Here is a 26140-nt window from a genome sequence, read left to right as displayed (position 1 = left end):
TATGGCTTGCGAGGGCTCTGTCGGCAGCTGCGTCAAGGCTCCCGTTAAAACACCCTAGGGACTTTTTTGCATTGGTGCGCCCGCTAGGCGCACCAATGCAAAAAAGTCCCTAGGGTGTTTTAACGGGAGCCTTGACGCACTTACCGGCTACTGCTGCTCCGCGCGACGCTCGGCAGTACGGCGCTTGCCCTGCACGCGGGCGACGACCAGGAAGACGAACGCCAGCGCAAACAGCGCAAAACTCGCCACATGGAAGAAGCCCGACACGTCCTCGAGCGGCACGAGGGAGAAGATGTACGAAAGCACGTAGCACGCGACGCCTACGGCAAGGGATGCGATCATGGCCTTGCCCGTCGGAAGCCCGAACAGGATGTCATTGTCCACGGAGCGCGGCTTGCTCGGCTCGTTGCGCAGGTTCTTGATATGGCGGACCTGCGAGGTGTTACCGCCTGTCCGCTTGGGCTTCGGGGTTTCCTCCGGGGCGGTGACGACGGTGCGACGCTTTTTCTTCTTTGCCATCTTTTCATTCCCCACGATCGTGCAAACGAGACATCTGATACGGCGCGACGGCCAACTGAGCGGTGGGGGCTACTCGCCCTTCTGTTCCTCGCGCTCGCGCTTCGCGCGGGTGAGCTTCTTCGCCGCCCCGTAGGCATGGAAATACGCGAGGCCGCCGAAGATCAGCAGACAGAAGCACACCACCGTACCGGCGCTGAACAGAGGCTGGTTACCAAAATGCGCGCCGACGCGCGACAGGAAGTACGCGACGATCGCGCCGACGGTCGCAGCATACACCGCTTTCATCCCCGGCATGTTGTGAAGGATGTCCCGGTCGACGGCGCGCTGGGTGCCCGACGATGCGGTCGACGCCTTCTTCTGGGAGCTCTTCTTGATCTGCTTTGTATCCTTCTTGGACATGCGCGGCCCTTTCCGCCCGTACGTATCGCGTGATGCGCCGCAGCAGGGCGCAACGTACCTTATCGTACCTGTTCGACGCAGCCCCTGCCACTACCCGAACAGTTGCAGTGCACTTTCGCTCGCAGCAGGAGGTCAAAAGCCTCCGGCCTTGTTTCACCTCATGCGAACAGCTGAAGGGCATTCTCCCGCGCGGCGCGCAGGATAGTCTCCGCATCTTCACCGGTGCGTGCAGCGCGATCGGCTGCGAGGACGGCCGCCGTCTGGCAGATCATCGCCGGCTCGCATTCGATGCCGCGAATGGGTTCGGGCGCCATGTAGGGGCAGTCGGTCTCCAAGACGATCCGGTCGAGCGGGCACGCCGCAAACGCCTCGCGCACCTCGTCGTTGCGCTTGAACGTCGCCGCACCCCCGAACGCGATGTAGCAGCCCAGGTCGACGAAACGCTCGGCGGTCGCCCGATCCTCTCCGAAGCAGTGAAGCACGCAGCCTGCTGCCGGCACGCCCACCTCGCACAGCACGCGGTAGGCGTCCTCGTGCGATGTGCGCGCGACGTCGTCGTTCTCGTGGCGCAGATGCAGCTCGACGGGCACGTTGCGCTCGCAGGCGAGCGCAAGCTGGCGCGCCATGGCGGCAATCTGCACGTCGTGCGGAGCGGCCTCGATGTTGTCGTCGGCGTCAAAGTGGTAATCCAGGCCGATCTCGCCGATGCCTAGGCACAGCGGGTCGTCGAGCGCCTCGGCCACAAGGGCGTGCGCCTCATCGTTGTAGTCGGGCGCGCCGTACGGATGCACACCGGCAAGATAGCCTACGTGATCGAACAGCTGCGGGGTCGCACGTGACACATCGACGACGCCCTCGCGGACGCCCTGCTCGTACAGGGCGCGCGCCTCGGAGGTCCATTCCTCAAGCAGCCTATGGTAGACGGCGGCCGTCGGGGCGTGGCGAGCGTCCGACAGCGGGTCCCAGATCGTCACGATGCGCTCCACGCCGGCCGCCGCGGCACGGGCGAGCGCGCCGACGGGATCCGCGCGCCAAAAGCTCATCAGGTGCGCATGCGTGTCGACGACCGGCACCGCAAGCGCGGGCAGCTCAAAGCGCTTCGTCTTCTTGGTGTACGTCAGCGACAGCGCATCCGCGACGGCAAGGTCGCGCTGCGCGGGACTTCCCGTATCGGCTCCCATCATTCCTCAGCTTCCTGAGCTGTAGCGAGCGCGCAGGCCAGGTGCACAAACGCATCGGTATCGAGCGTCTCGGCGCGGGCTGTCGGTGCGATACCGCATGCCGCAAACGCCGCATCGAGCGCGTCCTTATCAAAACCCGAGGAGGACATGGAGTTGCGAATCGTCTTGCGGCGCTGCGCGAACGCCGCATCGACCACCTGGGAGACAAAGGCGCGGGAAACAGACCTGCCGTCCACGACGACATCCTCGCCCTCGGCCACGCGGTCCAGGCGCACCACGGCGGAATCGACGTGCGGAGGCGGGCAGAAGCAGCGCGGCGGCACCTCGAAACGACCCGTCACCTGCGCGAACAGCGACAGCTTGACCGTGTAGGCTCCGTAGGACTTCGTGCCGGGCTGCGCCGCGATGCGGTCGGCGACCTCCTTTTGCACCATGACCACCGCACGGCGCAGGACGGGCATGGTCTGGAAGTACTGGAGGATGAGGGTCGCCGCGACGTTGTAGGGCAGGTTGGCCACGAACAGCGCGGGGTCCCCACCCGACGCCTCCGCGATATCCGCAGGGCTGACGCGCAGGGCATCGCCCATGATGAAGGCGAAGTTCTCGTGCTGCAGGGCGTGCGCGCGCAAGACGGGCTCGAGTTCGGCATCCGCCTCGATGGAGGTCACGTGCGCGGCCTCCTGGAGCAGCGCAAGCGTGAGCGTGCCGATGCCGGGACCCACCTCGACCACCAGCTCCTTGCCGGAAAGCTCCGCCAGCGCCATGATTCGCTCGATGACGTGGTTGTCCACCAGGAAGTTCTGCCCCAGGCGATGCTTGGTCGCCAGGCCGTATGTCTCCAGCAGGGCGCGCGTCGCGCCCAAGCTCGCCAGCGGCGATGTCGTCATGGTGCTCCCCTATTCAAACGCAGCTCGCCTCGGGCTCATGCGGATGGCCGGCATCTCGCCCCAGCTGCACCGCCGGGCGCCGAAGCCAACCGGAACGTCTCGCCGCCTCGGCGCACGACATGAGGCGGCAGGGCGGACGAGCCGTATGCGAACCTAGTCGACCAGGCGCGGGAAGAGCGCGTCGCCCTTCTCCACCGGCTCACCGCCGGCAAGGCCGCCCCAGGCGCAGGCCGAGACCAGGTCCTCCGTGGCTGCCTCGTCGGCGCACGAGATGCGGCGCAGCGCCTCGGCGCTCGTCGAGGGCATGAAGGGCGCAAGCAGGTGCGCAGAGATGCGGATGGTCTCGAGCAGGTTGTAGATTACGAAGGCGAGCTCGTCGGCGCGCGCCGGATCCTTGGCGAGCGTCCAGGGCTCGGAGTCCTCGATGTAGTGGTTGGCGGCATGGATGAGCTCCATGACCTGCTGAGCGGCCTCGCCATAGGCGAAGGTGCCCATCTTCTCGGCGTAGCGCTCGGCCAGGCCCTCGGCGGCGCGTGCCAACGGGTTGTCAAACGCATCGACCGCGGCGGGCTTGGCCGGCGCGCAGCCGTCGAAGTACTTGGCGCTCATGTTGAGCGAGCGCGAGACCAGGTTGCCCCAGCTGTTGGCCAGATCGGCGTTGTAGACCTGTTTCATGCGGCCGAAAGAGATGGCGCCGTCGGAGCCGGGCACCACGTCGGTCATGAAGTAGTAGCGGTAGCCCTCGACGCCCATGAGGTCGATGACCTCGCGCGGGGCGATGGCGTTGCCGCGCGACTTGGACATCTTCTCCGCCTTGCCGGTCTGCTCGTTGCGCACGGTGAGGAAGCCGTGGGCAAACACGTGCTCGGGCAGGGCCTCGCCGATGGCCATGAGCATCGCGGGCCAGATGACGCAGTGGAAGCGGATGATGTCCTTGCCCACGATATGGGTCTGGGCGGGCCAACGATACGCGAGCTCGGCACGCGCCTCGTCGGAATCCACGCCGTAGCCCACGGCGGTCATATAGTTGAGCAGGGCGTCGAACCACACGTAGGTCACATGGCCGTCGCCGAAGGGCAGCGCGATGCCCCAGTCGATGTTGTTGCGCGACACTGACAGGTCCTGCAGGCCGCCGGCGACAAACGTGCGGACCTCGTTCATGCGGAAGTCGGGCTGCACGAAATCGGGATGCTCGTCATAGAGCTTCAGCAGGCGGTCCTGGAACTCGGAGAGCTTGAAGAACCAGCTCTCCTCCTGGATGCGCTGCAGCGGACGGCCGCAGTCGGGGCACAGGTGCTCGCCTTTGGTACCGCGCTCCTCGTCGGCCTTCTCGACCTGGGTCTCGGTGAAGTAGGTCTCGTCGGGCACACAGTACCAGCCGTCGTAGTTGCCCTTGTAGATGTAGCCGGCCTCCTTCATGCGCTCCCACAGGTACTGGACCGCATGCTCCTGGCGCTTCTCGGTCGTGCGGATGAAGTCGTCGTTGGAGATCTCGAGCTCCTCCCACAGCGCATGGAACAGCGGAGCCTGGGAGTCGCACCACTCCTGCGGCGTCATGCCATGGGCCTCGGCCGCCTCGGCGACCTTCTGGCCGTGCTCGTCCATGCCCGTGAGGAACATGACGTCGTAGCCCATGGAGCGGCGGAAGCGCGCCTGGACGTCGGCCATGATCGTCGAGTACGCCGTGCCCAGATGCGGGGCGGCGTTTACATAGTAGATGGGCGTGGTGATGTAGTAGGACGGCTTGGTGTGCTCCATGATGGCGCTGTCCCTCCCAGTCGGTGGTCGTTGAGCTGATCAGTCATACAAATCGCCATTTTAGCGCAAATGGCACCCGCGGCCCGCGGTGCCGCGCGTCTTGTGGAGTTGAAGCGATGAGGGCGCGTCGGCGCGCGGGGTCAGTTTTGCTGGATGCTCAAGACGAGCTCGTACACCTCGCGCTTGCGGCGCGAATAGCGCTGGGACAGGCGCTTGGCGATCGCCGAGGCGGGCTCGCCCTCCGCGAGCGCGCAGGCGATGTCGCGACGCAGGGCCTCATCCGGGTCGGCCTGCTCCTCCTGTCCGGGGGCAACCGTCGCGCGGGCAGCTTCCTCGGCGCTCGGCGGGGCGACGACCACGACCATCTCGCCGCGCAGCTCCCCGCGCGCACGGACCGTCTCGAGCAGGACGGGCGCACGATCGCGCAGGACCTCCTCGTGCAGCTTGGTAAGCTCGCGGCATAGCGCCACCTCGCGCGCCGGGAATACCTCGGCGATCGCATTAAGCGACGCCTCGATACGGTGCGGCGACTCGTAGAACAGAAGCGCCCCGGGGATGGCGGCGAGCTCGCGCAGCCGGCGGACGCGCTCCCCGTGCTTACGCGGCAAGAAGCCCTCGAAGAAGAAGTGGTCGCAGGGAATGCCGCTCGCCACGAGCGCCGTCACGCAAGCCGACGGCCCGGGCACGACCACGACATCGATGCCCGCCGCGCGCGCAGCGTCCACGAGCACCTGGCCGGGATCGGACACGCTCGGCATGCCCGCGTCCGAGGCGAACGCCAGCGTGTCGCCAGCGAGCATGCGCTCGATGAGCTGCGGGGCGCGCGAGGCGATCACGTTCTCGTCGCAGCGCACGAGCGGACGGGCGATGTCCAGATGGGCCAGGAGCTTGGAGGTCACGCGCGTGTCCTCGCAGCAGACCGCGTCGGCGGAGCGGAAGGCCTCCGCGGCGCGCGACGTCAGATCTCCCAGGTTTCCGATGGGGGTGCCCACCACATACAGGCGCCCCGTGCGGCTATCGGCACCCATGGCTAGTCGATCATGGCGCGCTCGAGCGGGGCGAGCGCCACACGCGCATCCCACGAGGGAATGCGCTTCTCGGTCTTCCAGGTCTGGAAATACCAGCCCGCGGCGTCGGCGAAGCTCGCGAGCTCGCTCGAGATGAACACGCGCTCGTAGGCCGAGCGACCCTCCGGGGTAACGGTCGCGCTGGACAGGACCGCGGCAGCCGACCACTCGCCCACCAGGACGGGGAATCCGCAGGAGCGTGCCGTCTGGATGAGGTGCCTGTTGCGCGCGACGGCCTGCGAGATGCCCTTGGGCGAGGTGATGTCGATGGCGCGGTCGTCACGGTAGTGGTACAGGTGCAGGTCCATGTACACGTTTTGGTACCTGGAGCCGCTCATGAAACGCTTCCACATCTCCGGATGGCCGGAGGCGGAGAACACGACGAGCTTGTCGTCGGACAGGTGCGTGCGCACCAGCTCATAGGCGTCGCGATAGAAATTACGCAGGTAGTGGGCGGGAATACCCTCCGTCACGTTGAACAGGCTCGTGCGCACGCTCATAACCGGCGAATCGAGCAGCTCGATGCCGAGCAGCGCGTCGCTTGCGGCATAGCGCTCGGCGAGTCGGCCGAGCACATCCAGGGCGACAGCGCGCCCGTTGGTGGACGAGTGCCAATCCATCGCGGTCTCGGACGCGCTCGCGCTCTCGTTGGAGTCACCCTGGCCGCCCGGAACGGTCGCCAGGTCGAGCAGGACGGTCATGTCGTACTTGTCCGCCCACTCCATCGCGCGGTCCACATAGTCGATTGCGGGGATATGGGCGAGCGAATCGGTCTGCGAGCCAAATACGTACCAGGGCACCGGCAGACGCACGGAGTTGAAGCCGATCGCCGACATGCGGTTGAAATCGAACTCGCTCACGAACGTCTCGTAGTGGCGGCGCAGACGCTCGCTGTAGGCGGTCGAACCGAGGGTCTGCTGCAGCTCGACCGCGTTCGAGGCGCCCGTGGCGGCATACAGCGAAGGTGTGACCCAGGGCTCGGGGATAAACCATCCGGACAGGTTCACGCCGCGGATTCTCTCTGGCATACCGACCCCTTTCTCGGTGTCTCCTATGAAAAAAGCGCCCGACGTATCCACGCCGGACGCTTTTCGCATCATATGGTGGCCAGAAAGGGATTCGAACCCCTGACACGAGGATTTTCAGTCCTCTGCTCTACCAACTGAGCTATCTGGCCAAGTCTGCCGCGAACGACAGCTCGTTTAGTATACCGAAACCAGAAAACCGGTCAACCCCGTTTTCTTCCTTTTTTGGAAAGCCTGTGGCGGTGTCGACAGCCGTCGCCCGCTCGAGCGTGAAGGCCGCCGTGCGGCACGAGACCACCCGCCAGGGAGCAACCCCCTTGTGCAGCCGTATCACGTGTCCCGCACGGTCGGCGAAGGCGATGTCGAGCGCATAGCGCATGAAGCAGGTGTGCACCGAACGCGTGCGCGGCAGGCACATGACGACGGGCGTGCCCGCGCCGCGACAGGGAGCGCGTACCGTCATCCCAAACAGGCGCGCGGCAAAGCCGTCCGCCACGACAAGCCCCGCCGGATCCCAGCCGAGCTCGGCGATCGCGCGCAGCACGGGCTCGGGTGTCCCGCCCAGCCGCCGCCTCATACGACCACCCCCGGCTTCCACGGATCGATGACCACCGCGCGCTCGTGCTCGAGCGCAAGCGGCGCCCCGAGGTCGACGCCCGCGATGGACAGCCCACCCGGCCACGGCTCATAGCGCATGGTGCACCGATAGGTCGTCGGGCTCACGGCAAGATCAAACATCGATGCGGTCGCTGCACCGCCGCCCTCGCACGCCACGTCGACCTTGACGCGATAGCCCTCCATGGCCTCCTGCAGGTATCCGGCGACGCGCCCCGGCGTGCCCGCACCGCCCTCCCCTTCCGGCGAGACCGCATGGGCCATGACGATGTCGGGGGCCACGCGGTCAAAGCGCGTGACCGCGGCGGAGAAATCAGCCACGTTGTACGCGATGAGCGCAAGCACAATCATGACCGGCGCGACGACGACCATCTCGACGGTCGCCTGGGCGCGCTCCTCTGTCAGCAGACGGCCCATGCGCGTCACCTCCCCGCGCCGACGATGTCGCGCAGGCGAATCGTCAGCGGGACGCTGCCCCCGAGCGGAAGCGGAATCTCGGCCAGGGTGAACTCCGCCGCAGCGATGCGCTCCCCCACCTGATAGCCCGCCGCCTGCAGCAGCGCGGCAGGATCGGTCGAGCCCAAGGGGATCGAGCGCAGCAGCCCCTGCGCATCCGCAAGGCCGGCGATGTCGGACCGTTCGATCACGCGCGCCGAATCCACCAGGACGGGCTTTTTCAGCCGCAGGTCGACCGGAGCTATGTCGAGGGCCTCGACGGCACCGGAAAGGCGGTCTTTGAGCCAGCTCGCAATCGGCCCTGCACCGAGCGCCGTGACATCGCCGAGCAGGCCGTCCGCCATGTCGGACAGGCCCTCGCCCAGGTCCCCATAGGAGACCAGCAGGCTTCCCCACAGGTCCATGACGCTTCCGACCAGCCCCACCACCCCATCGGATGATGACCGCTGCTCAAGGCTCGCAAAAAACGACGAGAGCACGTTGTTCTCCTTCGTCGCGGCGTCAGGGGCGAGTACCGCGGCCGAGATCGCGCCGCGCCGGCCGAGATCGACCTGTTCGGAAAAGGCCGTATCCAGCGTGTCGGGCGAGGCGATCTGACCCGAGACCGCGAGCGCGACGCACCCGTACCGTCCGGGAGGAGCGATACGCGGCCGCTTGGAACCAAGAATCTGGAGCGCCTCGTCAAACGCGTCGCCGGCGGCTTCGGCGGCACCCTGCGCCTGCTTCTCGAGCTCGATCTCATGATCGCGGCAGGCCGCGTACTCGTCGAGCGCCAGCGTGAACTCGCGCAGGTGGTACTCGAAGCCGTTGTCGATCGAGGTCGAGGCAGCGGGCGTCTTGCCCAGATCGCCCACGTCGAACCGGCAGGTTTCGCATTCCCGCGCCCCTCCTCCCGCCAGCGTCGCCAGCGAGATGAGCCCTCCCAGCTCGCCGCTGATGCCGGGACAGTCGGCGCCGTAGTGCAGCGTGAGACCGCCCGGCTCGTTGCTCGAGGGCCACACGGGATCGGTGTACAGCGACGTGAAGCGGACCTCTGCCGTGTTTTTGGGGAGCAACGGCACCGTCGAGACAACCCCGGCATCGGTCTCGTCGATGCGCGCCTTGCTCATGCAGCGATACGCATAGCGGTAGAACGCGAGGCGAGCTGCCGAATCGGCGCGGGCCTCGACGCTCGTTCCCTGCGGCTGCTCGTGCTCGAAGCGCCATCGATAGTACGCGCGCGCCCGCTCAAGTCCCACCGACGGCTGCCAGGTGATGCTCGAGGCGTAGTCGGGATTGTCCTGCGCGCTCAAACCCGTAAGCTGTGCGGCGCGCTCCTGCATGTTCATGCCTTCGCGCCCGCAATCCGCAATCCAGGCGCGCCGCTTCGCCGCCTCAGTCGCCTCGCTCGCCTCCTCGAGCTCAGACGCGACCTCCTCCAGCTCGGCGGCGGTATCCTCAAGCCCTGACGTATCGACGCCCGACCCTCCGAGCGCGGGGAACTCCGACGCTGAAGCCTGGGGCACCGCAAGCGCGATGCCCGTATACGAGATCTCGTCGCTCGACTGCGCGGCGCAAAGCCGGGCGGCGTTCGCACCGACCAGGTACGGCAGCGAGCTCTCGAGGGCCTTCAGACCCTTTGAGGCCGAGGTCGCAAACCGGTTGCGCGCGTTCAGGATCCTGATTCCCGCATCGACCACCTTCGTCGCCGCAGCGCTCGTGGGCGGGATCAAAAGCCCCACCATCCCCACGCCCGTCGTCACGAGCCCGACCAAGCCGAGGCTCGCCACGCTCGCGTCGACGACCGTGGCGGCCGTCGTATACGACGAGATCACGTTTGCCCCGGCAAGTGCGGCGCTGTCGGCGCTCGTTTGGACATCGCCCGCGCGCGAGAGGCTCCACGCAGCGGTCGCCGACGAGAACACAAGCGTGAGGACCACTAGGATGGTCACCGCGGAGGCAAGCGTCGTGTATGCGCCGTCCTCGATGAACAGGTCGATACCGAAACGCGGCGCGGCGCGTCCCTCAGTCATCCCACATGGCGATCCATGTTTCGTAGTCGCCTTCCAGCCAAGCGGGCCTTCCCTCATAGTCGACGCTCACCTCCAGCCGTACGTCCCCCGAAGCGTTCGTCACGCCGAACGCCCGGGCAAATGCACCTATAATCGGCAGCGGGCGCACCGTCCCTGCGATCGTGACACCGACCTGCCCGCCCGTCGCCTCCGCACGCGTCAGCTCGATATCCCACGACAGCGGTCCTCCCGCATGGAACACGCTCACGTCGGGAACGGCGGCGAGCCTGCGCAGGGCGAAAGCCCGGCAGGCCTCGTCGGACTCCGCGTCCGCCGTGACCATCAGGCGAGCGGTCTGCGCCGCCGCCGACTCCATAACCGCCTGCGTGTAGAGCAGACAGACCGGCTGCAGGGCGAGCAACACGAGCGTCAGAAACGTCGGCAGCAGAAACGCCGCCTCCACCGTCGCCTGTGCCGTCCGCTCGCACAGCAGCTCAAAACAGTGCGATATCGAGCGCGCCGGTCGCCCCCAGCGCATGCGAGGCCGCCTGCTCGACCAAAGCCGACAGTGCCCCGCGCTCGCCGGCGCGCCAAAGCGCCCCGAGCGCGATGACCATCGCGAGCAGCGCCGCAAACGTGATGGCGTACTCGAGCGTCGCCTGCGCCGCGCACTCGTCCGCCAGCATGCCAATATGCGCAGGCTGGCGTGGCTGCCGCATCCCGGCAGCCCCGTGCTCCCTATCCCATCGCTTCATCCCATCCTCCCTGCTCATCGGCGTGTAAACGGACCACGCGCACACGCGTTTCGCGCGCGTCCTCAGCGACCGAGACGACCACCACATCAACCCAATCGCTCCCGCCGCGAACGGCAGCTCCCCACAGGTTTCCCTTCAAATCCAGGTATCCGCTCACGACCAACGTGGTGCCGTCCGCATCGCGATACGCGGTCAGGATGTCCTCGACGGGCTCGACCAGGTCGCCTTCGGCCGTCCAGCCGACGGCCTCGACATCCCCGCCCTCCAAGTCGTCCAGAAATCGATCGGAAGATGACGGCTGCGGACTTCCGTCCAGCATGTCCGTCACAGAGCGCACGTCGAGGACCCCAGCATCCGTTCGGTCGTCCGTCGAGGCGTCGACCAAGCCGCCCGGGCCGACCGTACGAACGACCGCCCAAAACGCGATTGTCGCGCACAGCAGTCCGAGGACGCCCATCGCCCGCGCCGCGTCGGAACGCCTGCGCATCACAGGCTATTGATGCCCGACGATATGGCTTCCCACAGCTCGCTCACCTTGTCGCGAAACGCTACGATCGCGAGGATCGCTATGACGACGAGCACACCGACCAAGATCGCGTACTCCGTCGTTCCCTGCGCGCGCTCCTCGCGCAGGACGGGCACAACAGCCGTTGCCCGCAGCCTCTCCATCGCAGCCCCCAGTCGTCTTCCCATCGCAAACTCCCTCCTTCACCTGCCGGTCCCCTCACAGCATCCCGCCTGCAGCGAGCAGTGGACCGACGATTGACAACAGCAGCGCGGGCAGGATGAGCGTCCCTGTGGGGATCAGCATCTTCACCGGCGCCCGCTCGATCTCGCGCTCGACGGCGGCGCGGTGCGCGTCGCGCATCTCCCGCCCCTGGCGCGCGAGCGTATCCGCGAGCGGCGCACCGAGCGCATGCGCCTGACCGACCGCTGCGGCGAACGACTCGAGCTGGCGCACCCCCATATCGCGTGCGGCGGCGGCCAACCCCTCCTCGCGTGTCACCATGCCCATCTGCCACGACATGCGAGCGCGCGCCATACGGTCGGCAAGCTCGCCCATGCGCTGGGCGCAATACAGCCCGAGCGCCGCATCAAACGAGAGCCCCGCACTCAGCCCAAGGCGGATGACATCGACCATCTCGGACGCCTCCGAAAGCGCGGCGCGACGCGTCTTCGAACGCCGCGCCGCGCCCGCCTTTCTGCGGACCCGACATATCTGCCGAACGACATCGACCACCGTCCGGCAGACACCGGCCGCATCGACCTCAAGGGCTCCGTATGCGCCCAGCGCCACGAATCCGCCGATCGCCGCCGCGCCCACATTCCAGTCCACCGCGCACCACCTCACAGCTCGATATCCATGATTCGCCTGATGGCAATCCAGGCGGCGACGTTGAGCACAAGCGCCGCTGCAACCGAACCGGCCCCCGAGACGGTCACGAGCCCCGTGCGAAAATCGCTCGACAGCAGCGACAGCAGTCCGACCATCGCCACGGGCATGCAGGCGACCATCCGCGCCGACATGCGCGCTTGCGATGTCTTGACCTCGAGTCTCCGTCTCAGCTCGATACGCTCGCCCACCAGACGGGTCGCTTGAGCAAGCAGGTCGTTGAGCGGCGCGCCGGTCCGCTGCGACACCTTGAGCGCCAGCACCACCAAATCGAGCCCGGGAGCCCGCATATTGGCAAGCATCGCGTCAAGCGCCTCCACAGCCGGGATGCCGCAGTCGACCGAGAACGCGACCCGCGTGAATGCGCTTCGCAGCGGCTCAGGCGAGCGTTGGCCGACGTAGAGCATGGCCTGGGGCAGCGAGTATCCCGATCCGAGCGAGACCGACAGCGCGCCGAACGCCTCGGGCAGGGCCTCCTCCAGTTCACGCTGGCCGCGCGTCCTTCTCCGAGCGCGCGCAATCGCCAGGGCGACGACGGGCGCCAGCGCCCCAAGCAGCAGCGCAGGAAGCGCTTGGGACACGAAAAGCAACGTGAGCGCTGACAGGACGCACGCCGCCGCGACCGCCCCCAGCGCGGTGACGCGGTCGATGCCGGACGCCGGCAGCCCGCGCCTGGCGGCCAGCTCGGCAACCTCCACGCGCAGAGCATCCGCCCAGCTCGCAGGAAGCATCCCGAGCCCCCAGATCCCAGAACCGATCCGGTGCACAAACGCCAGCAGCGCACCTGTAGGATCGCGCGCGCATGCCGCGACGCCCGCACCGGCGCCGCGCTCCTCGCCCGCCAGGGCAAGTCCTAGGCACAATGCCGCAAGGATCCCGACGCAGCTGGACACAGCGACCTCCATCGCTCCACCTCCTTCTCCCTCAGGGCTCCCGAGCGCAGGCCCTCCGCGATGAACGGCGGTTCCTCGATCAGATCCCAGGTGCGCGTGGCGGCATCGAACGACACGTACTCGGTCAGCTCGACACCGCCCGCGGCACCGCGCGCCACGCCGGTATACGACGACACGTAGCGATGGCCGTCAGGTGTGCGAACCGACATGACGATCGCATCGAGCGCCATGGCGATCTGCTCCTCGATCAGGTCGCCCGGCAGGTCGATGCCGTAGCGCGCCAGCAGCGTCAGGCGCACGATCGCCTCGCGCGAGCTGCCCGCGTGCAGCGTGGTGAGCGACCCGTCGTGCCCGGTGTTCATCGCCTGCAGCATGTCGATGCACTCAGCTCCGCGCACCTCGCCCACCACGATGCGGTCGGGCCTCATGCGCAGCGCATTCGTGACCAGATCGCGGATGGTCACCGCCCCCTCGCCCTCGATGGAGGGCTCGCGCGCCTCCAGACGCACCACATGGGGGTGGCGCGAAAACTTGAGCTCGGCGGAGTCCTCGATGGTAACGATGCGTTCCCCGAGGGGAATCTCGCAGGACAAGGCGTTGAGCAAGGTCGTCTTTCCCGACCCCGTGCCCCCGGCGACCGCAAGGTCCTGCCGCAGCGCCACCGCGCACGACAGCATGCCGGCATACCACGCGGGCAGCGACCCCATCGCCACCAGCTGGGCGAGCGAGCTGATGCGGTCCGAGAACTTGCGGATGGTGAGCGTTGTTCCGTCGATGGCGATAGGGGGAATCACCGCGTTGACGCGGTACCCGCTCGGCAGGCGCGCGTTGACGATGGGGCTGCGCTCGTCCACCCTTCGACCGAGCGGCGAGATGATGCGGTCGACGACGATTCTGATCTGCTCGTCGTTGTCGAAGATCCCCTCGAGGGGATGTAGTACGCCCGCACGCTCAAAAAACGCCGACGAGCAGCCGTTGACCATGATCTCGCTGACCGTGTCGTCCTCGAGCAGCGGCTGAAGCGGGCCCAAGCCGACCACGTCGTTGAGCACCTCGTCCACGATGCGCGTACGCGTATCGGCACCAATCCCCTCGCGATCGCCCGCGTTGATGACCGCCTCGATCGCGGGCCTCAGCTCCTCCCGCGACCGCTGCGCATCCGGCGCGTTCGCCATGCGTGCGACCTCGGCAAAACCGACGCGCTCGAGCATCTGGCGCTTCACGTCGCGCTTGAGCGCACGGACCCGCTCGTCCTCTGCTCCCTGCGCGCCGGCGTCGAAACGCTCCGAAGCGCGCACGCGCTCGAGCACGCTCATCGTGCCCCCACCTCCTCTCGTTTCCAAGGCAGACGGATGCGCGATCTGCGCTGATCGATCGCGCCCGCCACCCGATGCCGCTCGTCCCACGCCTCGAGCGGACAGCCGAGCTCTTTGAGCAGCTCGTAGGTGCGCGCCTGGATGTCGCGTGAAAACGCGCCGGGCGTCACGAGCAGATCGCCGATGCGGCCGTACGCAAGCAGGTCGCTGACATAGGAGCCGCCGTCCGCGATACGCATCCGCGAGCGCAGGGCGACGGCCATCTCAAAGCGCAGCGCGCGCTCCTCGTCACAGCCCGGTGCGCCGAATCTGTTGAACACGCATGTCATGCGCGTTTTAGGCACGCCGATGCGCGCCGCGAGCGCCACGGCGCGCGCGGCGGACTCCCCATCCGACACGCCCCCGGTGCCGACCACCAGGCAGCGATCGCAGCGGGAGACCGCCGACGCCGCCGCGTCTCCCCAAAACACCGAGGTGTCCGCGAATATGACATCGGCCTCCCGCCGCAGCACCTCGATGAGCTGCTCGCTGGGGACCGAGAGGAGCTCGGCCTGTTCCGGCGCAGTGCACGGACCCCATAGCGTTAAGCCGGGAGCGATCCGCATGGCGGTCGCCTCGATGGCGGGGCGCGTGCAGGCAGGTGCCCCATCCGCCGCGACAAGCCCGGCAAGGTCGCACACCCGCTCGACCCCCATCAGCTCGTAGAGGTTGCCGAACATGAGGTCCAGGTCAACCACTGCCGCCTTGAGCCCCATATGGGCAGCCCACCACGCCATCGCCACGGTGATCGTCGACTTCCCGCATCCACCCCGCCCCGATATGGCAACCACGAGCGGGGCGGGGCGGCGATCGTCGGACGCTTCGGCCGTGTCGCTCACACGGCTGCCAGCAGCCGTGGCGCCGGCCGGAAACCGCCCCTTGGCAGCATCAGCGCTCGCATCCGTCGACACCCTTCCGGGCGCACCCGATTCGGTGTCCGCAGGCGGAGGCATCGCGCCGCCAGCATCTTTCGCAAGCGGCTCCTGTTCCGCACGCGGCGCCGCAGCCGATACGCGCTCATCCCAGGGCGGCGCCTCCGCCGGCGCTTCATCGTCCGCAGGGGACGGCACCCGACACAGGTCGCCCTTTCCCGTGCATGCCTGAGACTCTCTCGCAGCGGGGCTCGCACCCCCTGCGGCGATGACCTCGGTTGCACCCGCATGGAACAGACGCGCAGCGTCCCCGGCATCCAGGTGGTCGACAAACGCCAGCACGGGCACGTGCGCCGCCTTTGCGCCGGCAAGCGCCGCCCGCACCCCATCGACCGGCCCGACAACGCGCACCGCGATGCCGGCGAGCAGGTCATCCGATGCCCGCACCATGCGGTCGACCGCTTCGGGGTCTTCAAAACGCAGCAGCTGGGCACCGGGCTCGCGCAGAAAGATCTCGTCCCGCAAGGGCTCGGCGCCGTCCGCGGCGCAACACATCAACCAGATCGGCGAACTCATGATTCATCCTCCTGACCCGTCTTCGGCATCTCCCCGGGAACGACCAGCGTCACCTGGCCGAGTGACATCGCAGCGAGCAGCTCCTGCACGCAGGAGGGCTCGACCGCAAGCGTCACCCAGCTCACCTCGCCCCCGCCGGTCGCAAGCGCGCTCGTGTCCAGCACGCGCGCAGAAGTGAGCCGGTCGGCGACGGCATCTTTCGATACATAGACGTCCACGGCATCGCCGCGCGCGAGCGCACCGCCCACCGCGTGCTCGGCGTCGCTCGCCACGCTCACCGCCACGCATCCATCGGGAACCTCAAGGTCCCCGGCACGAGCCTCCACATAGGCCGGGCACAGGACGGCCCGCTGGGGAATCCGCGACGTCGCCACCTTTCCGGCAACATCGGCCAGCGATGTCACGGCATCGGGAGGAAGCAGGCTCGCGACCCACTCCTCGACCGCGACGTTGCTCTCGTCAAGCGTGTCCCCCGGCTCGATATCGCGCGTCGCCACGCACACGGCGACCAGGTCGCCCCCATAGCTCTCGAGCGTCTCGCGGCGCATCCGCTCCGCTTCGGACCGCACCGACGAGGCATACGACAGTGCGAGTGCTGCTGCCGCGACCCCGCAAAGCGCGCTGATCGCGATTCTTGTCCTACGTTTCACCGCGTACCCCTTCGCCGATGCCAGCCCTCACCCCCACGCGATTCCGCAGCGCGCTCACCGCAGCCGATGGGGTGGGTCCCATTGTGTTGAGCGGCAGGTGGCAGCAGCCCATCAAATTGAAAAAGTCCGGCGCGCTCCGACAGGATGTCCCCCTCAAACCAAACACACCCGTTTGACGGGGCCTGGAACAACGCCCGCTGTCGGCATGCCCGATGTCGGGCGCCCGTGAGAACCCCGTCTCTTGCATGAAAAAACCGCCCGCCGTCCGGGCTCATCGGACGACGGGCGGCATCTCGGCCATATGGCTGCATCACATATCGGGCTAAAGCTTTACATCAGGGTCCAGGCTCTGGGCGCTCACGCGCATCTCGCCGGCGAGCGACAGAAACGCCTCGAGGCGCACCGGGTCGATCGAGCCGTCCTCCACGGACGCGCGCACAGCGCACCCCGGCTCATGGGTATGGGTGCAATCGTTGAAGCGGCACGCGTGCGACGCCTCGACGACCTCGGGAAACGTCCGCGCGAGCCCCCGTTCGTGGCCAACAAGGGGCAGGCTCCGCAGGCCCGGTGCATCGGCGATGATGCCGCAGGGCTCGGGCAGGGAGACCATCACGCGCGCGACCGTCGTGTGGCGACCCATATCATCGCGCTCGCGAACCTCGCCGGTGGCGAGCGCCTCATGGCCCAGCAGGGCGTTGAGCAATGTGGACTTTCCCGCGCCCGACTCGCCGAGAATCATCGCGCACGTGCCGGCGGGCACGCAGGAGCGCACCTCGTCAAGCCCCTCGCCCGTGGCGGACGAGGTCGTCACCACGCGCACGCCGTCCCCGGCAAGGCGCACCGCATCGGCGCGGACGCGGTCCAGCTCGTCGCGCGTGCAGCGGTCGGCCTTGGTGAGCACCACCACCGGCGTCGCCGCGCAGTCGTTGATCAGGACGAGACAGCGGGCGATACGGTCGCGGATAAGCTCCGGGGTATCGCGCGTGGAGCCGAGCGGCTGCACGATGAAGATCGTGTCCACGTTGGCAGCAAGCACCTGGCGCTCACCGCGGTTCTTGCCGCGCCAGCGCTCAAACGCGGTGCGGCGCGGCAGCACGCGCTCGATCACGCCCATGTCGTGCCCGGGGGCGACGCGCACCGCAACGCAGTCGCCGATCGCCGGCAGCAGACGCTCTGCCTCCCCGCGCGTCTTCGCGAAGTTGACGGAGTGCTCGGCGCGAAACGTCGCGTCCTCGGTGGCGATCAGCGGAAAGCCGCGATCGAGCCGCACGACCCATCCGAGGCGCATCTCGGATGAGGCCACGGCATCGGCGGCGGCAAGCTCGCTGCAGAACTGCTCGAATGAGGCGCGCTGCGCGTCGTCGACGCGCAGGTCATCAAACGAGGGAACATCGTGCAGGGCGTCGACCTTGGGCAGCGATGCCACGAGCGCCGATTCGTCCGGCATGCAGCGCCGCTTTTTCCCTTTTGCCCTGCTCTTGCCCACGCGCGCCTCCTTCGTCGTCCGGTTTTCCACACCGTTGTCAACAGCACAGTGTACCGCAGGACACCGCCGAACACAGCGGTGCCCCGGTGTGGAAAAGCTCCGATGACACCCGACACGCAGCAGCACCGCGGCAGCCCGCACCATCGGCAAAAACACAAAGTGGGCGAGCTTCAGCCTTTTCACCGTGAAAGGAGTAAACCGGCAAAAAAGCTGAAGCTCGCCCACCCATACAACGGCGCCGTCAGACCGCGCGTCGGCCGTCGGCAGGCCCCGCCGCAAGGCGCACATCGCACTGCGGCGAAGCTTCGGGTAAGGCACCCGGGGCATCCCCTGAGCGCGATCTTGCAGCCGCACGCCACATCGCGCACAAGGGACGCCCCGAGCGCCGCAGGGGGCTACTTCTCCTCGGCGGTGCGATCGCCCGACATGTAGCGCATCATCGCATCCGCAACGTCCTTGGCGACCGCCACGGCGCTCACCACGTTCTTGGAACCCGTCACCACGTCGCCCGCGGCGAACACGCCGTCGACGGTCGTCATGCCGTTGTCGTCCGTGAGCAGAAGACCCGTCGCGGAGCACTCGAGACCCGGCGTCGTGAGCAGCAGCTTGTTCTTGGGACCCTGGCTGATGGCGATGATCGTCGAGTCGACATGCACCTGGTCGAGCTCGTCCTCGCATCCGATGATGTTGCCGTCCTCGTCGAGGATGTTCGTGCGGAACAGCGGGCCCTCCTCGGTGATCTTGACCACGTCTTTGCAGTAGACGAGCTCGGCGCCCTCGAGCTGCGCGTACGCGAGCTCGTCGGAGCTTGCCGTCACGTGCTTGGAGCGCGCGTACATGCGCACGTGGCGCGCCCCGTGGCGCAGCGCGGTGCGGGCCACGTCCATGCCGGAGTTGCCCACGCCGATGATCGCGACGTTCTCGCCCAGGTTGAACGCGGACGGATCGCTCAGGTAGTCCACGGAGAAGTGCACGTTGGGCAGCGACTCGCCCTCAAGGCCGAGGGTGCGCGGACGCCACACGCCCGTGCCGATAAAGACCGTCTCGTAGCCGTCGCGCAGAAGGTCGCCGATCTCGAGCGCGCCGCCAATCGTGGTGCAGGCGCGGAACTTCACGCCCATCTCCTCGAGGCGCTTGGCGTAGCGGTCCAGGATGGTGCGCGGCAGACGGAACTCGGGAATGCCGTAGCGCATGACGCCGCCGATGCGGTCCTTGGAATCAAAGACGGTCACGCCGTAGCCCTCGCGCGCAAGCCTGATGGCGACGGTGAGGCCGGCGGGGCCGGCGCCGATGACGGCGGCCTTGTGGCCGTTCGCAGGCTTCTTCTCGATGACCATGCGGTCGAGGTACAGATCGGAGATGAAGGTCTCGATGGCGCTGAAGTGGACCGGGGTCTCCTTGCGGCCGCGGATGCAGTGGCCCTCGCACTGCCCCTCGTGGTTGCAGACCATGGAGCAGACGAGCGAGAAGGGGTTGTTGTCAAACAGCATCTCGCCGGCGGCCGTGATCTCGCCCTCCTTGAACAGGCGGATGACCTCGGGGATGTTGGTGGAGATGGGGCAGCCCTTCTGACACAGGGGCCGCTTGCACTGAAGGCACCTATTTGCTTCCTCAACGATACGAACGGCCATGCCGCCCTCCTTTCGCCCGACCGCCAAGCGGCCGGCTCGATCCGCATCCCCGAATGCGCGACGCCGCATCTTCGCGGTTGCGCGCTGCCCTGTTCGCGGATTGTTTCTCATGCTAACAGCCGCATTTCGGGCCTAGGTGTACTTGTGGTGTATACCTGATATGACTATATGCGCGCCGTCGATGCGCTCCTATGTTCCAAAGGCCACGATGCTGCGTCGCGTCGGCACGAACATGCGTCCCTGAGCACAAACCACTGGTCCGACAGAGCGAAAACGGAACGACCGCGCCCACCGTCATACAAAAAGGCGGCACCCGGAGCGCCGGATGCCGCCTTCACGCAATGGAACGATGCTTGCTGGCGCTTAGCCCTGCAGCTTCATGTCGTTGACCATCTCGTACCACTCGGCGATACCGGAGTGATCGTCCTTCTCGTGGCCGTGGGCCTTGAGGGACTGCATGATCTCCATGGCGAGCGCGGAGAACGGCGAGGACACGTTGATCTGATGCGAGGTGTCCATAACGTTCTGAAGGTCCTTGATGTGGAGCTCGATGCGGAAGCCGGGCGTGAAGTCGCCGTCGAAGATCTTCTGGGACTTCTGGTCCATGACCGTGGAGCCGGCCAGACCGGAGCGGATGGCCTCGTAGACGCGCGCCGGGTCGACGCCGGCCTTCTTGGCAAGGGAGTAGGCCTCGCAGACGCCAGCGATGTTGATGGCGACGATCATCTGGTTGGCGAGCTTGGTGATGTTGCCGGCGCCGACCTCACCCACGAGGGTGACGGTGGAAGCCATGGTCTTGAGCAGGTCCTCGTACTTGGCGAAGACGTCCTCTTTGCCACCGACCATGACGGCGATGGTGCCGTCGATGGCCTTGGGCTCGCCGCCGGAGACGGGGGCGTCCAGGAAGTCGACGCCGATCTCCTCGAGGCGCTTGGCGAAGTCACGGCTCGCCAGCGGGGCGATGGAGCTCATGTCGATGACGCACTTGCCGGCGGTCAGGCCCTCGGCGATGCCGTTCTCGCCAAACAGGGCGCTCTCAACGTGCGGGGAGTTGGGGAGCATGGTGATGACGACGTCGGAGTTCTCAGCGACCTCCTTGCCGCTGGCGCACGCGACGCCACCGAGCTCGACGAGGTCGTTGGCGTTCTCGATGTGGAAGTCATACGCATAGACCGTATGACCGGCCTTCTGAACGTTGATGGACATGGGCTTGCCCATGATGCCCAGACCGACGAAACCTACGTTCATTGCACGATCCTTTCTCGTATATAGGTGCAGTGTTCTATCTATGTTCACGCTCGACTCCACCCGAGCGGGAACCCCAGGGTATGAGGCGTTGCCTCTCAGAACGCGAGCCTGCGTGCGCACGCCTTGGCGCCCACGAGCAGGGTGCGCACAACGTTCTCGCCCGCGATGGGAACGAGGGTATCGGCGTGCTCGACGCTCTCAGCGAGCGTTATGGGGCCCGTAGCGATCGAGAGAACCAGGTCGATCCCCTCGTCGTAGACCCCGCCCAGGTCATCGGCACGGCCGCCGACCACAGCGACCACGGGGATGCCGTGGTGCTTGGCGCGGCGCGCGACGCCCACGGGAGCCTTGCCGAAGGCGGACTGAGCGTCCATGCGGCCTTCGCCCGTGATGACCAGGTCGACGCCGACCATGGCGTCTTCGAGCCCGATGAGGTCGAGCACGGTATCGATGCCGCGGGCGATCTTCGCGTTGCAGAACGCGACGAGCGCCGCACCCAGGCCTCCCGCGGCACCCGATCCCGGGACGGCGTCGATGTCGCGGCCGACGGTATCCTTGAGGATCCTGGCGTAGCGGACCATCATCCCGTCCATGTGCGCGATGGCGTCGGCAGGGATGCCCTTCTGCGGGCCGTAGACGCACACGGCACCGTCCGGACCGGTCAGCGGGTTCGTGACATCGGTGATGGCGATGATCTCGATACCGTTCAGGGCATGCGTCATCTGGGAGCAGTCGATGGAGTCGAGTTCCTTCAGGCCGATGAGCCCGCACGGGATATCCTCGCCCTTGCTGTCGAGAAACCGGACGCCCAGCGCCTTGGCCATGCCCGCGCCGCCATCGCTGGTGGCGGAACCGCCCAGGCCGATGTAGATGCGCTTGGCGCCGTGCTCGACGGCGTCGAGCATCACCTGGCCGACGCCCCACGTGGAGGCGCGGCCTGCGTTTTCGCTGGTCTGCTCGATGAGCGTGATGCCGCTCGCCTCGGCCATCTCGATGACGGCCGTGTCGTCGCCGATCATGCCGTAATGCGCGGTGACGTTGCCGCCCAGCGGATCGAGAACGTCGACGGACATCAGCTGCCCGCCGAGAGCGGACATGACGGCCTCGACGGTGCCCTCGCCCCCATCGGCGATGGCGAACTTGCGAACTTCACAGCCAGGGCTAACGCGATGGATGCCCTGCTCCAGCAGGTCGGCGATATCCTTGCTGGAAACGGAGCCCTTGAAGGAATCGGAAGCGATCAGAACGGAAAGCGTGTCCATGAGTACCTCCTTTCGGTCAGATCAGGCAAACGGAGTATTCGGTACAGCCGAAGTCGGCTAGCAAGTTGCGCGCGCGGAGCGGAAAATCGAGGGGGGAGGCGCTCCGCGCACGGGAGCTGAAGCCGGACGCCGCGGTGCAGGCGGCATCGGCCAGGGAAAGGCGTTAGTCGAGATAGCCGCCGGCCCGCATGGCAGCCTTCATGCCCTCGAGCACGGCTCCCTTCGAGGCCTCGGTGGGCAGCACGGAGGGGCCCACGTTCATGCCCATGAGGTTGGCCATGTCCTTCGTTGCGGCCGGGAAGCTCGCGGCATCCTGGGACAGGCGGATGGGGTTCAGCTTGAACTGGCACTCGCGCGAGCCCTCATAGTCGCCGGCGACGAACTTGTCGTAGATGCCGCACACGAGATCGGGGAACATGTTCGAGGTCGAGCAGACCGCGCCGTCGGCGCCGCAGCACAGACTGGGGAACACGGTGGTGTCCTTGCCCGCGAAAATCGCGAAATCGATATCAGAGCACAGACGAACGAGCTCCTGCAGGCGCGTGATATCGCCCGTGGAGTCCTTGATGCCCAGAATATTGGGAACCTGATGCGCCAAGCGCGAGATGAGCGCGTTGGACATGGCGTAACCGCATCGACCGGGATTGTGGTAGATGAAGACGAACGTATCGGGCACCGCGTTCGCGATCGCGGTGAAATGATGCTCGAGGGCCTCCTCGGTCGGCTGGATGAACATGGGGTGAAGAACGGAAATGGCATCGATGGGAAGCTCCGCCGCCCGCTTCGCCAGGGCGACGGCGTGCTTGGTCCTGATGTGGCCCAGTCCGAAGATGACCGGCACGCGACCCGCGGCCTCCTCGATAATCGCCTCCGTCGCCTCGAGCATCTCGTCGTCGCTGAACATGTAGAACTCGGAATTGCTGCCGAAGGCGAGGATGCCGTCCACACCATGTTCGATGATGTAGTTCACGTGCTCGCGCAGGCGGGGGATGTCAATGTTCTCGTTCTCGTCAACCGGGGTGATGATGGGTGGAATGATGCCGTGCATCTTCGTGATGTCGATGGGGTTGGACATGACTGGTTCTCCAATCTCTAACGCACGAGGCAGGGGCGCTTCGCGTCGAACTTCCATCCGGGAATGAGGTACTGCATGGCGATCGCATCGTCGCGCGTGCCGAGGTCGTTGTCCAGGTAGAGCTGGTGCGCCTTGGCGAGCGCGTCGCGGTCGATCTCGATGCCGAGGCCGGGCACGTCGTAGGGCACCTTGACCTCGCCGCCTTCGATCTTGGGCGGGTTCTTGGTGAGGAACTGGCCATCCTGCCAGATCCAGTGCGTGTCGCAGGCGTTGTAGAAGCCCGGCGCCGCGGCGGCGCAGTGGGCGACCATGGCCAGCGAGATGTCGAAGTGGTTGTTGGAGTGGACGCCCCAGGTGAGGTCCATGTCGTGGCACAGCTGCGCCACGCGCACGGCGCCCTGCATGGTCCAGAAGTGCGGGTCGGCCAGCGGGATGGACACGGAGTCCAGACGGATGGCGGCCTTCATCTCGCGCCAGTCGGTGGCGACCATGTTGGTGGCGGTGGGCAGGCCGGTCTGGCGATGGAACTCGGCCATGGTCTCACGGCCGGAGAAGCGGCCCTCGGCGCCACAGGGATCCTCACAGTAGCTCAGGATGCCGACCATGTCGCGGCAGTTCTCGACCGCCTCGGCGAGCGACCAGGCGCCGTTGGGGTCGAGGTCGATGCGGGCGTTGGGGAACTCCTTCTTGAGGGCGCGGATGGCCTCGAGCTCCTCGGGGCAGGAGAAGACGCCGCCCTTGAGCTTCCAGTCCTTGAAGCCGTAGCGCTCGTAGGCAGCCTTGGCGAGCTCGACGATCGCCTCGGGCGTCAAGGCCTCGTCGCGGCGGATGCGACCCCAGGCGTCGGAGTCGTCATCGTCATGGATGTAGGGCAGGTCGGTCTTGTTGCGGTCACCGACATAGAACAGGTAGCCCAGGAAGCGCACGGAGTCGCGGACCTGGCCGTCGCCAAGCAGGGACGCCACGGGGACGTTCAGATGCTTGCCCAGGATGTCGAGAAGCGCGGTCTCGATGGCGGTCTGGACGTGCACGGTGGTGCGCAGGTCGAAGGTCTGGTCGCCACGGCCGCCGGCGTCGAGCGCGGAGTACTTGTCGTGGATGGACTTGACGATGTTCTTGTACTGACCAATGGGCTGGCCGACAACCAGGTCGTCGATCTCGTTCAGGACCTCGGTGATCTTGGTGGAACCGGGAACCTCGGAGATGCCCTCGACGCCATCGGAGTCGGTCAGGATCACGATGTTGCGCGTGAAGTACGGACCGTGTGCGCCGGAAAGGTTCAACAGCATGCTGTCGTAGCCGGCAACAGGGTAGACTTCGATCTTCTCAATGACTGGTACCATAGTCCTCACCATCTTCTTGTTTGCAGCTTCGTGCGAAGTCCTTCGCGCTCGGGTGGTTCCACTCTATGGAACACACGGCGGTTCTTCTATATTCCAGGAGCCTTATATCGGCTCGTTGACCTTTGCCAAATTGGTACCGATACCAATACCGGCGATAATCGCTTGCTACGGGTAGCCCACATCGCACCAACGGTTTGAGGCAAATGCCATTTACAGCTGCAGAATCGGCCACAGCGTCTGCAGCGCTTACCCTACCGAGGCGATGCGCCCCCTGTTTTGCATACCAGGCGAGCACATGCGCAAGGCAAGCCGCCGCGGTACGCGGCGGCTCAGCTACCTTACGAGCGCCGGCCGCTTGGGGTCGTACCTCCATCCGGGAACGATGAACTGCATGGCCGCCGCATCATCGCGCGTACCGCAACCGTTCTCGACATAGAGCCGATGGGCCGCCTCGAGCTTCGCGCGGTCGATCTCGATACCCAAGCCGACGCAATCGCGGGGAACCTCCAGGCAACCGTCTTTGAAGCAAGGTGCGGTTGTCCCCAGATGCTGACCATCCTGCCAGATGTAGTGGGTATCGCAGGCGTTCACGCGCCCCGGTGCGGCAGCGGCGCAATGCGCGACCATGGCGAGCGAGATGTCGAAGTGGTTATTCGAATGCACGCCCCACGTGAGATCCATGTCGTGGCACAGCTGGGCGACGCGGACCGCGCCCTGCATGGTCCAGAAATGCGGATCTGCAAGCGGGATCGTCACGGAGTCGAGGCGGATGGCGGCCTTCATCTCGCGCCAGTCGGTATCGACCATGTTGGTCGCCGTGGCGAGCCCGGTGATGCGGTGAAACTCCGCCATCGTCTCGCGTCCGGAGAACACACCCTCGGCGCCGCAGGGATCCTCGGCATACGCGAGCACGCCGCCCAGATCGCCGCAGAGGCGAATCGCCTCGTCAAGGGACCAGCAGCCATTGGGGTCGAGCGTGATCCGCGCTTGGGGGAACCGCTCCTTCAGGGCGCGCACAGCCTCGACTTCTTCCTCGCCTGGGAATACACCGCCTTTGAGCTTGAAATCGTGGAAGCCGTACCGCTCCCGAGCCGCCTCGGCTTCGCGCACGATTGCATCGGGCGTGAGCGCAGGCTCACGACGGATGCGACCCCATGCGTCAGAGTCGTCATCGCCTGCGAGATAGGGCAGGTCGGTCTTGGTGCGGTCGCCGATATAGAACAGGTAAGCCAGGAACCGCACCGAGGTGCGAACCTGGCCATCGCCCAGAAGCGAGGCGACGGGCACCTCGAGGTGCTTGCCGAGAAGATCGAGAAGCGGTGCCTCGATACCGGCAAGCGCATTCGTGACCTTCTTGAATATCTGAGCATGGGCCGTCTCCGCCCCGAGGGCGCCTTGATCGCGCAGGGAGGCGGTCAAGTGATCATTGCAGGCGAGCAGAATATCCTTGTAGCGCCCGATCGGCTGCCCCTCGACGAGGGGGATGCACGACTCCAGGCGACGTGTGATGACCTCGCCTCCGGGCACCTCCCCCACGCCTGTGAATCCGCTGCTATCGGTCATAACAACGATATTGCGCGTGAAGAACGGCCCGTGCGCTCCCGCCTGGTTCAACAGCATGCTGTCATAGCCAGCAACGGGAATGACCTCCATACATTCGATTACCGGTACCATTACCACTCCTTATTTGAGGCAAGAATAAG

The 26140-nt window shown here is 66.4% G+C and carries 26 protein-coding genes and 1 tRNA gene; all 27 read right to left on the bottom strand.

Going from position 1 to position 26140, the window contains the following annotated elements; genetic code table 11:
- Positions 1-147: 147 nt before the first annotated feature.
- On the bottom strand, positions 148-519 hold the full coding sequence (locus QUW00_RS06200; protein ID WP_289613511.1) for a hypothetical protein: 372 nt from the start codon (positions 517-519) through the stop codon (positions 148-150).
- 69 nt (positions 520-588) lie between these two features.
- Complete coding sequence (locus QUW00_RS06195; protein WP_289613510.1) at positions 589-918, bottom strand: hypothetical protein; 330 nt, start codon at positions 916-918, stop codon at positions 589-591.
- Between the two features lie 158 nt (positions 919-1076).
- Positions 1077-2102, bottom strand: a complete 1026-nt coding sequence (locus QUW00_RS06190) for a TatD family hydrolase (RefSeq protein ID WP_289613509.1) — start codon at positions 2100-2102, stop codon at positions 1077-1079.
- Positions 2099-2986, bottom strand: coding sequence for a 16S rRNA (adenine(1518)-N(6)/adenine(1519)-N(6))-dimethyltransferase RsmA (gene rsmA, locus QUW00_RS06185; RefSeq protein WP_289613508.1), 888 nt, complete (start codon positions 2984-2986; stop codon positions 2099-2101). The genes QUW00_RS06190 and rsmA overlap by 4 nt, the downstream gene beginning before the upstream one ends.
- Before the next feature lie 153 nt (positions 2987-3139).
- Positions 3140-4744 carry a methionine--tRNA ligase gene (gene metG, locus QUW00_RS06180; protein WP_289613507.1) on the bottom strand — a complete coding sequence of 535 codons (1605 nt, stop codon included), beginning with the start codon at positions 4742-4744 and terminating at the stop codon, positions 3140-3142.
- Positions 4745-4884: 140 nt separating this feature from the next.
- Positions 4885-5772 carry a 16S rRNA (cytidine(1402)-2'-O)-methyltransferase gene (rsmI, locus tag QUW00_RS06175; protein ID WP_289613506.1) on the bottom strand — a complete coding sequence of 296 codons (888 nt, stop codon included), beginning with the start codon at positions 5770-5772 and terminating at the stop codon, positions 4885-4887.
- A gap of 2 nt (positions 5773-5774) precedes the next feature.
- Positions 5775-6839, bottom strand: coding sequence for a glycoside hydrolase family 5 protein (locus QUW00_RS06170; protein WP_289613505.1), 1065 nt, complete (start codon positions 6837-6839; stop codon positions 5775-5777).
- Positions 6840-6912: 73 nt separating this feature from the next.
- A tRNA-Phe gene (locus QUW00_RS06165) sits at positions 6913-6988 on the bottom strand.
- Complete coding sequence (locus tag QUW00_RS06160; protein ID WP_289613504.1) at positions 6979-7380, bottom strand: DUF192 domain-containing protein; 402 nt, start codon at positions 7378-7380, stop codon at positions 6979-6981. The genes QUW00_RS06165 and QUW00_RS06160 overlap by 10 nt, the downstream gene beginning before the upstream one ends.
- A gap of 29 nt (positions 7381-7409) precedes the next feature.
- Positions 7410-7868: a hypothetical protein gene (locus QUW00_RS06155; protein ID WP_289613503.1), complete on the bottom strand. Its 459-nt coding sequence runs from the start codon at positions 7866-7868 to the stop codon at positions 7410-7412.
- Between the two features lie 5 nt (positions 7869-7873).
- On the bottom strand, positions 7874-9919 hold the full coding sequence (locus QUW00_RS06150; RefSeq protein WP_289613502.1) for a hypothetical protein: 2046 nt from the start codon (positions 9917-9919) through the stop codon (positions 7874-7876).
- Complete coding sequence (locus tag QUW00_RS06145; RefSeq protein ID WP_289613501.1) at positions 9912-10436, bottom strand: TadE/TadG family type IV pilus assembly protein; 525 nt, start codon at positions 10434-10436, stop codon at positions 9912-9914. Before QUW00_RS06145 ends, QUW00_RS06150 begins: the two co-directional genes overlap by 8 nt.
- Positions 10393-10653 (bottom strand): hypothetical protein, encoded by a 261-nt coding sequence (locus QUW00_RS06140; protein ID WP_289613500.1) that lies wholly within the window; start codon positions 10651-10653, stop codon positions 10393-10395. The genes QUW00_RS06145 and QUW00_RS06140 overlap by 44 nt, the downstream gene beginning before the upstream one ends.
- A complete protein-coding gene (locus QUW00_RS06135; protein ID WP_289613499.1) occupies positions 10637-11110 on the bottom strand; it encodes a hypothetical protein in 474 nt (157 codons plus the stop codon). Before QUW00_RS06135 ends, QUW00_RS06140 begins: the two co-directional genes overlap by 17 nt.
- 29 nt (positions 11111-11139) lie before the next feature.
- Entirely contained in the window at positions 11140-11322 is a 183-nt protein-coding gene (locus QUW00_RS06130) for a Flp family type IVb pilin (protein ID WP_289613527.1), read from the bottom strand.
- 55 nt (positions 11323-11377) lie between these two features.
- On the bottom strand, positions 11378-11989 hold the full coding sequence (locus QUW00_RS06125) for a type II secretion system F family protein (protein ID WP_289613498.1): 612 nt from the start codon (positions 11987-11989) through the stop codon (positions 11378-11380).
- A gap of 11 nt (positions 11990-12000) precedes the next feature.
- Entirely contained in the window at positions 12001-12951 is a 951-nt protein-coding gene (locus QUW00_RS06120; protein WP_289613497.1) for a type II secretion system F family protein, read from the bottom strand.
- The gene (locus QUW00_RS06115) at positions 12900-14255 is read right to left on the bottom strand and encodes a CpaF family protein (protein ID WP_289613496.1); all 1356 of its coding nucleotides are present in this window, start codon (positions 14253-14255) and stop codon (positions 12900-12902) included. Before QUW00_RS06115 ends, QUW00_RS06120 begins: the two co-directional genes overlap by 52 nt.
- A complete protein-coding gene (locus QUW00_RS06110; RefSeq protein ID WP_289613495.1) occupies positions 14252-15742 on the bottom strand; it encodes an AAA family ATPase in 1491 nt (496 codons plus the stop codon). Before QUW00_RS06110 ends, QUW00_RS06115 begins: the two co-directional genes overlap by 4 nt.
- Positions 15739-16392 carry a Flp pilus assembly protein CpaB gene (gene cpaB, locus QUW00_RS06105; protein WP_289613494.1) on the bottom strand — a complete coding sequence of 218 codons (654 nt, stop codon included), beginning with the start codon at positions 16390-16392 and terminating at the stop codon, positions 15739-15741. Before cpaB ends, QUW00_RS06110 begins: the two co-directional genes overlap by 4 nt.
- A 322-nt stretch (positions 16393-16714) precedes the next feature.
- Entirely contained in the window at positions 16715-17839 is a 1125-nt protein-coding gene (rsgA, locus tag QUW00_RS06100; protein WP_289613493.1) for a ribosome small subunit-dependent GTPase A, read from the bottom strand.
- 434 nt (positions 17840-18273) lie between these two features.
- Positions 18274-19509, bottom strand: coding sequence for an NAD(P)-dependent oxidoreductase (locus tag QUW00_RS06095; protein ID WP_289613492.1), 1236 nt, complete (start codon positions 19507-19509; stop codon positions 18274-18276).
- Positions 19510-19872: 363 nt separating this feature from the next.
- A complete protein-coding gene (gene garR / locus QUW00_RS06090; RefSeq protein WP_289613491.1) occupies positions 19873-20757 on the bottom strand; it encodes a 2-hydroxy-3-oxopropionate reductase in 885 nt (294 codons plus the stop codon).
- Positions 20758-20852: 95 nt separating this feature from the next.
- Positions 20853-22019 carry a glycerate kinase family protein gene (locus QUW00_RS06085; RefSeq protein ID WP_289613490.1) on the bottom strand — a complete coding sequence of 389 codons (1167 nt, stop codon included), beginning with the start codon at positions 22017-22019 and terminating at the stop codon, positions 20853-20855.
- A gap of 163 nt (positions 22020-22182) precedes the next feature.
- On the bottom strand, positions 22183-23094 hold the full coding sequence (locus QUW00_RS06080; RefSeq protein ID WP_289613489.1) for a dihydrodipicolinate synthase family protein: 912 nt from the start codon (positions 23092-23094) through the stop codon (positions 22183-22185).
- 17 nt (positions 23095-23111) lie between these two features.
- A complete protein-coding gene (locus QUW00_RS06075) occupies positions 23112-24437 on the bottom strand; it encodes an enolase C-terminal domain-like protein (RefSeq protein WP_289613488.1) in 1326 nt (441 codons plus the stop codon).
- A gap of 333 nt (positions 24438-24770) precedes the next feature.
- Positions 24771-26111: an enolase C-terminal domain-like protein gene (locus QUW00_RS06070; protein WP_289613487.1), complete on the bottom strand. Its 1341-nt coding sequence runs from the start codon at positions 26109-26111 to the stop codon at positions 24771-24773.
- Positions 26112-26140: the final 29 nt, after the last annotated feature.

Source organism: Collinsella tanakaei (assembly GCF_030373545.1).
Taxonomy (GTDB): Bacteria; Actinomycetota; Coriobacteriia; order Coriobacteriales; family Coriobacteriaceae; genus Collinsella; species Collinsella tanakaei_C.
The sequence above is the reverse complement of the archived record's forward strand: the minus strand, read 5'-3'. Positions and strand labels throughout refer to the sequence as shown.

Bases quoted from the DNA above. Each gene is read 5' to 3' on its own strand.
- QUW00_RS06130 (WP_289613527.1), bottom strand. From the start codon at position 11,322: ATGGAGAGGCTGCGGGCAACGGCTGTTGTGCCCGTCCTGCGCGAGGAG.
- QUW00_RS06145 (WP_289613501.1), bottom strand. From the start codon at position 10,436: ATGCGCTGGGGGCGACCGGCGCGCTCGATATCGCACTGTTTTGAGCTG.
- QUW00_RS06150 (WP_289613502.1), bottom strand. From the start codon at position 9,919: ATGACTGAGGGACGCGCCGCGCCGCGTTTCGGTATCGACCTGTTCATC.
- rsgA (WP_289613493.1), bottom strand. From the start codon at position 17,839: ATGCCGGACGAATCGGCGCTCGTGGCATCGCTGCCCAAGGTCGACGCC.
- QUW00_RS06135 (WP_289613499.1), bottom strand. From the start codon at position 11,110: ATGGGCGTCCTCGGACTGCTGTGCGCGACAATCGCGTTTTGGGCGGTC.
- QUW00_RS06195 (WP_289613510.1), bottom strand. From the start codon at position 918: ATGTCCAAGAAGGATACAAAGCAGATCAAGAAGAGCTCCCAGAAGAAG.
- QUW00_RS06115 (WP_289613496.1), bottom strand. From the start codon at position 14,255: ATGAGCGTGCTCGAGCGCGTGCGCGCTTCGGAGCGTTTCGACGCCGGC.
- QUW00_RS06070 (WP_289613487.1), bottom strand. From the start codon at position 26,111: ATGGTACCGGTAATCGAATGTATGGAGGTCATTCCCGTTGCTGGCTAT.
- rsmA (WP_289613508.1), bottom strand. From the start codon at position 2,986: ATGACGACATCGCCGCTGGCGAGCTTGGGCGCGACGCGCGCCCTGCTG.
- QUW00_RS06110 (WP_289613495.1), bottom strand. From the start codon at position 15,742: ATGAGTTCGCCGATCTGGTTGATGTGTTGCGCCGCGGACGGCGCCGAG.
- QUW00_RS06170 (WP_289613505.1), bottom strand. From the start codon at position 6,839: ATGCCAGAGAGAATCCGCGGCGTGAACCTGTCCGGATGGTTTATCCCC.
- QUW00_RS06080 (WP_289613489.1), bottom strand. From the start codon at position 23,094: ATGTCCAACCCCATCGACATCACGAAGATGCACGGCATCATTCCACCC.
- QUW00_RS06155 (WP_289613503.1), bottom strand. From the start codon at position 7,868: ATGGGCCGTCTGCTGACAGAGGAGCGCGCCCAGGCGACCGTCGAGATG.
- QUW00_RS06120 (WP_289613497.1), bottom strand. From the start codon at position 12,951: ATGGAGGTCGCTGTGTCCAGCTGCGTCGGGATCCTTGCGGCATTGTGC.
- QUW00_RS06085 (WP_289613490.1), bottom strand. From the start codon at position 22,019: ATGGACACGCTTTCCGTTCTGATCGCTTCCGATTCCTTCAAGGGCTCC.
- rsmI (WP_289613506.1), bottom strand. From the start codon at position 5,772: ATGGGTGCCGATAGCCGCACGGGGCGCCTGTATGTGGTGGGCACCCCC.
- QUW00_RS06095 (WP_289613492.1), bottom strand. From the start codon at position 19,509: ATGGCCGTTCGTATCGTTGAGGAAGCAAATAGGTGCCTTCAGTGCAAG.
- QUW00_RS06190 (WP_289613509.1), bottom strand. From the start codon at position 2,102: ATGATGGGAGCCGATACGGGAAGTCCCGCGCAGCGCGACCTTGCCGTC.
- metG (WP_289613507.1), bottom strand. From the start codon at position 4,744: ATGGAGCACACCAAGCCGTCCTACTACATCACCACGCCCATCTACTAT.
- QUW00_RS06200 (WP_289613511.1), bottom strand. From the start codon at position 519: ATGGCAAAGAAGAAAAAGCGTCGCACCGTCGTCACCGCCCCGGAGGAA.
- garR (WP_289613491.1), bottom strand. From the start codon at position 20,757: ATGAACGTAGGTTTCGTCGGTCTGGGCATCATGGGCAAGCCCATGTCC.
- QUW00_RS06140 (WP_289613500.1), bottom strand. From the start codon at position 10,653: ATGAAGCGATGGGATAGGGAGCACGGGGCTGCCGGGATGCGGCAGCCA.
- QUW00_RS06075 (WP_289613488.1), bottom strand. From the start codon at position 24,437: ATGGTACCAGTCATTGAGAAGATCGAAGTCTACCCTGTTGCCGGCTAC.